This is a genomic window from Rhizobacter sp. P3_B12, assembly GCF_056402895.1.
In genome coordinates, this window is record NZ_JBFUGN010000007.1 from 22,257 (window position 1) to 29,963 (window position 7,707).

Below are 7,707 nucleotides of genomic sequence, written 5' to 3' on the forward strand. Positions count from 1 at the left end.
GGGGTCGTGGAGGCCCGACCCGGCGCCGCACCGGCGGCCATCGCGTTCGGCCCCTTCCGTTACGACCCGACGCTGCACGAGATCAGCGACGACCGCGGCCCGGTGCGCGTGGGCAGCCGGGCGCTGCAGCTCCTGGCCGTGCTGCTGGAACAACCCGGGCGGCTGTACAGCCGCGATGAACTGGTCGCCCGCGTCTGGCCCCACACGGTGGTGGAAGAGACGAGCCTGCGGGTGCACATCTCGGCGCTGCGCAAGGTGTTGGGCGACGGCGTGGACGGCTCGCGCTATATCGCCAACGTGCCTGGYCGCGGCTATGCGTTCGTCGGGGAGACGCGGTCCTCGCCACATCACGGCGGCGGTCAGCGAGCCGCGCCGCCGCCCGGCGCCGAATGGGCGGCCACCGTGTCGCCTGCTGCACAGTCCCTGCCGCCAAGGTTGACCCGCCCGATCGGCCGCGAGCAGGCCATCGTGCAGATCGCCGAGCTGCTGGCGCGCGAGCGGCTGGTGTCCATCGTGGGCGCCGGCGGCATGGGCAAGACGACCGTGGCCCTGGCCGTTGCGGAAGGACTGAGCCGACGCTTTGCCGATGGCGCCTGCCTCGTCGAGTTGTCGCACCTGTCGGACCCGGCCCTGGTGGCTGCCGAACTGGGCCAGACGCAGGGACTGATCGTGTCCCCGGGAGACACGCTCGCCGTGCTGGAAGCTTCACTGCGCGGCAAGCAGATGCTGTTCGTGCTGGACAACTGCGAGCACGTGATCGACGCCGCAGCCACGCTCGTCAACCGGCTGATGCGCACATGCCCCGGCGTGCACTTCCTGGCCACCAGCCGCGAGCCGCTGGAGATCGAAGCCGAGTGGGTGTTCAAGCTGCCGCCGCTGGCACTGCCCGCGGCCGACGAGCCGCTGGACCTGCAGGACCTGCTCGCCTACCCGGCCATCCAGCTCTTCGTGGAACGCGCCCGGGCCAACTGCGATTCCTTCGAGCTGACCGACGTGCACGCCGCCGCAGTGCGCCAGCTGTGCGGCTTCCTGGACGGCATCCCGCTGGCCATCGAACTGGCTGCGGCGCGTGTGGACAGCCTGGGCGTGCAGGGCCTGCTGCGCCGCCTGGAGAACGCGTTCGAGTTGCTCACACGCGGCCGGCGCACGGCGCTGTCCCGCCACCGTACGCTGCAAGCGGTGATGGACTGGAGCTATGACCTGCTCAGCGACAGCGAGCGTCTGGTGCTGCAGCGGCTGTCGGTGTTCCGCGGCGCCTTCGACCTCGACGGTGCGGTGGCGATCGCGGCCAGCGCCCCATTGAGCCGGCAGCGCATCATCGAGGACGTGCTCAGCCTGAGCGCGAAGTCCCTCATCGTGAACGATTCGGCGGACGAAGACCGGCAGCTGCACCGCCTGCTCTTCATCACCCGGCTGTACGCCGAGAAGCGACTGGCCGACAGTGACGACGCACCGGCGGTCCATCGGCGACATGCCACGTTCATCGTCGAAGGCTTGCAGCGCGCGCGGGAGGCGGGTGCCGGCATGTCGCAATACCACTGGTCGCCCGCACTGGGCTCGTCCATCGCCGACGTGCGGGCGGCGATCGAATGGGCGCTGATCGAAGAGCGCGACCTGGGCCTGGGCATCCAGCTGACCGCCTTCGCCAAGCGCATCTACTGCGATGCCGGCATGGTGGAGGAATACCTGCGCCACATCGAGACAGCCTTGACCAAGCTCCCCCGGGCGGGTGTTGACCGGGAGGCGCTGGCGCTGGAGCTGCCGCTGCGCATCGCCGCGACCTTCATGATGGGCTATGTGCCCGAGGGCACCCGGCACCACCCCGCCCTTTTCTCACGCCTTCGCCAGCTGCTGGGGATTCTGGGATCGGATGGCGAGAGGATCGAGGCGCTCTTCGGCATGAGCACGACATCCTATGGCCAGGGCGACTACCGGCTGTCGCTCGCTTGCTGCCAGGAAATCCGCCAGCTCGCCACCGGCGGGTTCGAGCCGCTGTCCATCGCCATCTCCGACCGCATGTCGGCGCTGTGCCTGCATTCACTGGGAGACCACGACGCTGCCGAGCCGTTGGCCTGGCGGGTCATCGCTTTCAACGGCGCGCGTGTGGGCCGGCAGTTCCTCAGCGAAGTGCCCTTCGGCGTTTCGATGCGCATCCAGCTGGCGCGCATCCAGTGGCTGCGAGGAGACTTCGGTCCCGCATGGGGAACGCTGGCACAGGCCCTTGACGGAAGCGCCAATGCGCACGTCTTCGCGCGCTGCCAGGTGCTGGGCATGGCCGCCGTGCCCATGGCGATCTGGCGGGGCGATGCAGCGTTGGCAAACCAGTGGATCCAGGAGTTGCGGGGCCTGTCGGAGCGCGAAGGCCTGGCTTACTGGCTGGCATATGCCCAGGCATTCAGGCGCGCATTGGCGGGTGAAGCGATCCCGCCTGGCAGCGCGGTGGATGCGGCCATGGCCGGCTRCCCGCCGCTGGGCGACATGGTGGCAACGATCCGGGCATCGCGCCCTCCGGCGGCGACGCAGGCACGGGTCGACCAGGGCGCTGTGGGCTGGTGTGCGCCTGAGGTGATGCGCCTGGTGGCGCTCGACGAACATCGCGGCGCGCCGGCTACTGCCGCGGCGCGGTTGCAACAGGCCCTGCAGCTGGCCGAGAAACAGCGCGCGAAATTCTGGATGCTGCGGATCGCGCTGAGCATGGCCACCATGGCCACGGACAACAGCGCCCTGCCTGGCGCCCTGGCGACGCTGCGTTCTCTGCTTGCGTCCATCGACGATGGCAGCGCCGTCCCGGAGCTGGTGGCCGCGCGCACGCTGCTGCAGAGCGTCACATGAACAAGCACTTCCACGAACCGGATTCACACGCCAATGCCGCGCCGACCAGCGGGGCCCGGCCGCACGCGCCGGCCCAGGTCTCGCTGCCCGATCTGCCTCGACATTTCGTCGGGCGCGATGAAGTGACCGGCAAGCTGGCGAACACGCTGACCGAGCGGCGGTTGGTGTCCGTGGTGGGGCCGGGCGGGCTCGGCAAGACGACGCTCGCCGTGGCGGTGGCCCGGCGGCTGTCGGCGACGCTCGCGGGCGGCATCTGCTTCCTGGACCTGGCACGGCTCAGCGCCGGCGAGGTGCTGGAAGCCGAGCTGGGCCTGGCGCTGGGCATGGAGGGCTTGCACGGCGTGTCGCGTGAAGACCTCAGGCAACGGCTGGCCGGCCGGCACATGCTGCTGGTGCTGGACAGCTGCGAGACGGTCATCGACGCCGCCGCCAGCATGGCGGAAGACTTGTCGGCCTCGGTGCCCGGGATCCTGATCCTGGTGACGAGCCGCGAGCCGCTGCGTGCCAAGGGCGAGTGGGTGCACCGGCTCGCGCCGTTGGCATCCCCGCCCGGTGCGGCGGCGCTGCCGCTGTGGCTCGCCATGACCTATCCCGCGGTGCAGCTGTTCTTCCACGTGGCGCAGTCGCGCGACGCCGCATTCGCGCCGACGTCCGACAACATCGAGCACGCCACAGCCATCTGCGGGCGGCTCGACGGCAGCCCGCTCGGCATCACGCTGGTGGCCTCGCATGCCTGCCGGCTGGGCTTGGCCCACATCGCCGCGCAGCTCGGGCCCGAACTGCTGAGCCTCAGCTCCGACGACCAGGCCGACCGGCACAGTTCGCTGGAGGCCGTGCTCGACTGGAGCTACCGCCTGCTGCAGGGCGATGAACAGCGGGCCTTCCGTGCGCTGGCGTGCCTGCGCGGCAGCTTCGAGCTGGACACCGCCGTCGCCGTCGCCGGCGGGCCACGGGCCGAGGCACTGGACACCGTGCTGAACCTTGCCGACAAGTCCCTGCTGATGACGCTGCAGGTGGGTGACACCCTGCTGTACCGCATGCCCGACATGACACGAGCCTACGCGAGCGGACAACTGGAGCGCGCCGTCACGTCGGAGTACCGGAGCGCGCGCACGCGGCACGCGCACGCGCTGATGCAATTGCTCGAGGCGGCCGAGCAGCAGTGGAACTCGATGGGCAAGGTCGAGTGGCGCCGCGCGCACGGCGTGTGGATCGAGGACGTGCGCCATGCGTTGGCTTGGGCATTCTCGGACGCGGGCGACTCGCTGCTCGGCACCGAGTTGACGGTGGCCGTGCTCCAGCTGGCCGAACAGACCGGCCTCTTCGCCGGCTTCGACGACTTCGCGCGCCGCGCCTTGAGCGAGGTGAATCGGCTCGATCCGCCGCGGCCCGAACTGGCCGTGCGGATGCACACCTTTCCGGCCTTCGGCCAACTGCGGGTCATCACAGACGAACCGCACCACATTGCCACGCTCGCCAAAGCCTTGAAGATCAGCGCAGTCCCCGGCTCGGCGGCCGCGCAACTGGGGGCGCTGGTGGCGCTGTGGGCCCACAGCTTCCAGCATGGCAACTACTGGGAATCGCTGAMCCGCACGCGCGACATCCAGCAACTGGATCGCGCCGACTGGGTGATCGACCTGACCGGCCGGCGCACGCGGTCGCAGTCGCTGCACTTCCTCGGCCATCACGCCGCCGCGCGGACGCTCGCCGCAGGCGTGCTGGAGCAGGCCGACCGGCGGATCCCGCTGATCTACACCCCGTCGCCCGTCAGCGTGGAGGTGTCGATGCGCATCGTGCTGGCCCGCATCCACTGGATCGAAGGTCGCCCCGACCAGGCCTGGCGAATGGTCGAGGAGTGCCTGTCGTTTGCCGAGCAGGATGCACCACCGTCCATCTGCCAGGGCCTGGCCTTCGCCGCCATTCCCATCGCGTTGTGGTGCGGTCGCCCGCGGGCCTGTGTCGGCTGGGCCGCGCGCCTGGTGCAACAGGCCGACCGGTACGAGTTTCCGTACTACCAGGCCTGGGGACGCCTGATCGAGGTGGTGCTGGATGCCGGCAGCGCCTCGGATCCGGCCCATGCCGAAGCGCTGAAGACACTGCCAAACGGCGAGCAGACCAAGTACCGCGACCATCTCGGCACGTTCGAGCAGGCGGGCCTGTGCACCGACACTTTCGCGCGTGCGCAGGCCGGCGCCGTGGGATGGTGTGCGCCGGAGATCATCCGCCTGCGCGCCGAGCACACGGCTGCGGCCGACGGGCCGGACGCTCAAGCCATTGCCACCGGATTGCTGGAACACGCGCTGGCCCTCGCACGCGCCCAAGGCGCGCTGGGGTGGGAGCTGCGCGCCGCCATCAGCGCGGCGCGGCTGGCCCGGCGTTGGGGCCATGCCGCGGGAGGCCTTGCGTTGCTGCAGTCGGTCTACGCCAGGTTCAACGAAGGCTTCGCGACGCGCGACCTGAGACTGGCTCGCGAGCTGATGGGCGGCTAAGTCACCGCCTGCCGCTGCCGGCCGCGCGGCGAGAGGTAGGTGAGGCCCAACGCCGCCACGATGGTGCACGCGACGACGGCAAACATCGCCTCGGCGCCCTGGTTGCGCAACAGCGGCACCAGCAGCAGCGGCGCAAGCGCAGCGCCGATGCGGTTCAGCGCCCACGCGCTCGCCAGGCGCCGGCTCCGGCCTTCGGTCGGAAAGAGTTCCGCGGCGTACAGGTTCAGCGTCGACAGGTAGATGGACGTCGCCATGCCGAACACCGCGGCCGCGGTCAGCACCTGCCATGAGACATTGGACGAGACGAACATCGCCCCCGACAGCGCCAGCACCACCGAACAGGCGGCCAGGCCGTGTCGCCGGTCGATGCGGTCCAGGCTCATGGAGCTGACGAAGTTGCCCGCCATGGGGCCGACCATGGACAGACTCACCACCATCAGCGCATCGTTCAGCGCGAAGCCGCGCTGCGTCAGAACCGCGCCCGACAGGATGGGAAACGAGGACGTGGCCCACGGGCTCAGCGCGAACAGCGCATACACCAGGTGCTTGGGCCGTTCCTGCTGCAAGCCCGCCGCTGCTGCTGGCGCGTGCCGCGTCGTGCCCTGCCACGGCAGTACGCGCGAGCGCTCGAAGCGACCCAGGGCCTGCACGGCGTCAGCCATGCGGCCACGCACGGCGAGAAAACGCGGTGACTCCGGCAGCAGCGCGCCGGCGCCGGCGGTCAGCACGCACAGCATGGCCAGCACCCCGAAGGTCAGCCGCCAGGATTCCCCGCCATGCCAGGTGGAGGTGGCCATGGCCCGCAGGAACATCAGAGTGCAGAAAGGCCCCACGGTCGACAGCCCGATGCACCAGAACGTCATCACGCCGCGCTGCTTGGGGGGCAGCACGTCGGCCAGCAGCGAGACGACGAGCGGCGGCAGCACGCCAAGCGCCAGGCCGGCCAGGCCGCGGCAGACGGTCAGTTGCAGGATGTCGCGTGTGAAACCGGCCGCCAACGACGTGACGGCGATCCAGAGCAGCACACCGATCAGCACGCCCCGGCGCCCGATGCGGTCGGCCAGCCAGCCGAACAGCGGTGCACCCATGACGGCGCCCACGTAGACGGAGGACAGCAGTGCCGACAGCTCGCCGGACGACGCCTTGTTCGTGCCGCTGGAGAAGATGGCCGACAAGGCGCCACTGAGCGACATCTCGCTGATCGTCACCGTCGTGGCGAGCGTGCACACCAGCACCAGCCAGCCGTGCAACCACGTCAACGGCAAGCGATCCAGTCTGGAGCCGATGTCGGTCGCGTCATGAGCAGCAGCCAAGGTTTTCTTTCCTGTCGTGTGAAGCGCCGGACCTTAAGCGATTGCCCAGCGGCTGGATCGTGCCTCGCCGTGGATTCACGACGATTCACATCGCGGCCGCAACCCTTGCCGAAGGGCGGCTGGCGAGACGCTGCAGCTCCAGCGCATGTCGCGCGCGGACGCCGCCGTCGTCCGGCAGCTCTGCCAATCGCTCCATCGCGTACAGGCGCGTCGTGTTCAGCAGCCGGTAGCAGGTACCGTCGTCCAGCTCGCAGCCCTGCGGGCAGGGTTGCAGCAGCGACTTGTCCACCAGCCGCAGCACGGCATCCTCGATGCTGGCCCCACCTGGCGACCGCTCCACCACGGCCACCGCGCTGGTCAGCGAGAACGGTGCGTCGAAGACCGCGAGACTGCGCAGCACGCGTCGCTCCAGGTCGTCGAGCAAGCCATAGCTCCAGTCGATGGCGGCCCGCAACGATTGGTGCCGCAGCTGGGCACCGCGGCGCCCGCGGGTCAACAGCAGCAGCCAGTCGTCGGGTCGTGCGAGCAGCCCTTTCAGGCCCACGGCGGGCATCCGCCAAGCGGCGAGTTCCAAGGCGAGTGGCATGCCGTCGAGCTGGCGGCACAGCTCGCGCAGGTCCGGCACGTCGGTGTCATCGAACACCGTGTTGTCGGACGCCGCCCGGGCGCGTTCGACGAACAGGGCGACTGCGGGCGACTGCAGCGCTTCGGCCAGGGTCCGCACCTTGTCCGGCGTAGCGGCCAGCGGCTCCAGCCGCAGCACGTGCTCGCCCGCCACGTTCAGCGGCTCGTGGCTGGTGCAGATGAGCCGCAACCGCGGCGCTTGGGCCGCGATGGCTTCGGCCAGCGTAGCGGCTTCCTCCAGCACGTGCTCGCAGTTGTCCAGCACGAGCAGCATGTCGGTATCGCGCAGGGTCGCAACGAGCCTGGGCAGGTCTGCGCCGGGCCGGTCCAGCGCGCCGGACACGTGTGCGACGACACCGCCCCTGCGCACCTGGGAGAGGCCGACCCAGTTCGCACCACCGGAGAAGCCCGGTGCGTTGAGTGCCAATGCATGCTGGGCCGTGCTGGTC

5 protein-coding genes are annotated in these 7,707 nt (G+C 69.9%); 3 read left to right on the top strand and 2 right to left on the bottom strand.

The features are described from left to right. Positions 1-6 precede the first annotated feature (6 nt). Together AC1D01_RS01035 and AC1D01_RS01040 are read left to right on the top strand one after the other, a co-directional pair. Positions 7-2,832: an ATP-binding protein gene (locus AC1D01_RS01035; protein WP_477864259.1), complete on the top strand. Its 2,826-nt coding sequence runs from the start codon at positions 7-9 to the stop codon at positions 2,830-2,832. Beyond that, positions 2,829-5,321, top strand: a complete 2,493-nt coding sequence (locus tag AC1D01_RS01040) for an ATP-binding protein (RefSeq protein WP_477864260.1) — start codon at positions 2,829-2,831, stop codon at positions 5,319-5,321. Before AC1D01_RS01035 ends, AC1D01_RS01040 begins: the two co-directional genes overlap by 4 nt. Here AC1D01_RS01040 and AC1D01_RS01045 read toward each other — a convergent pair. Beyond that, positions 5,318-6,496, bottom strand: coding sequence for an MFS transporter (locus tag AC1D01_RS01045; RefSeq protein ID WP_477864261.1), 1,179 nt, complete (start codon positions 6,494-6,496; stop codon positions 5,318-5,320). The two genes, AC1D01_RS01040 and AC1D01_RS01045, sit on opposite strands and share 4 nt — an antisense overlap. Here AC1D01_RS01045 and AC1D01_RS01050 point away from each other — a divergent pair. Next, entirely contained in the window at positions 6,486-6,623 is a 138-nt protein-coding gene (locus tag AC1D01_RS01050; RefSeq protein WP_477864262.1) for a hypothetical protein, read from the top strand. The two genes, AC1D01_RS01045 and AC1D01_RS01050, sit on opposite strands and share 11 nt — an antisense overlap. A 96-nt stretch (positions 6,624-6,719) precedes the next feature. Here the strand turns inward: AC1D01_RS01050 and AC1D01_RS01055 are convergent. Then, positions 6,720-7,707 (bottom strand): ATP-binding protein (locus AC1D01_RS01055; RefSeq protein ID WP_477864263.1); only part of this gene is annotated, 988 nt, incomplete at its 5' end.

Bases quoted from the DNA above. Each gene is read 5' to 3' on its own strand.
- AC1D01_RS01050 (WP_477864262.1), top strand. From the start codon at position 6,486: ATGGCCGACAAGGCGCCACTGAGCGACATCTCGCTGATCGTCACCGTC.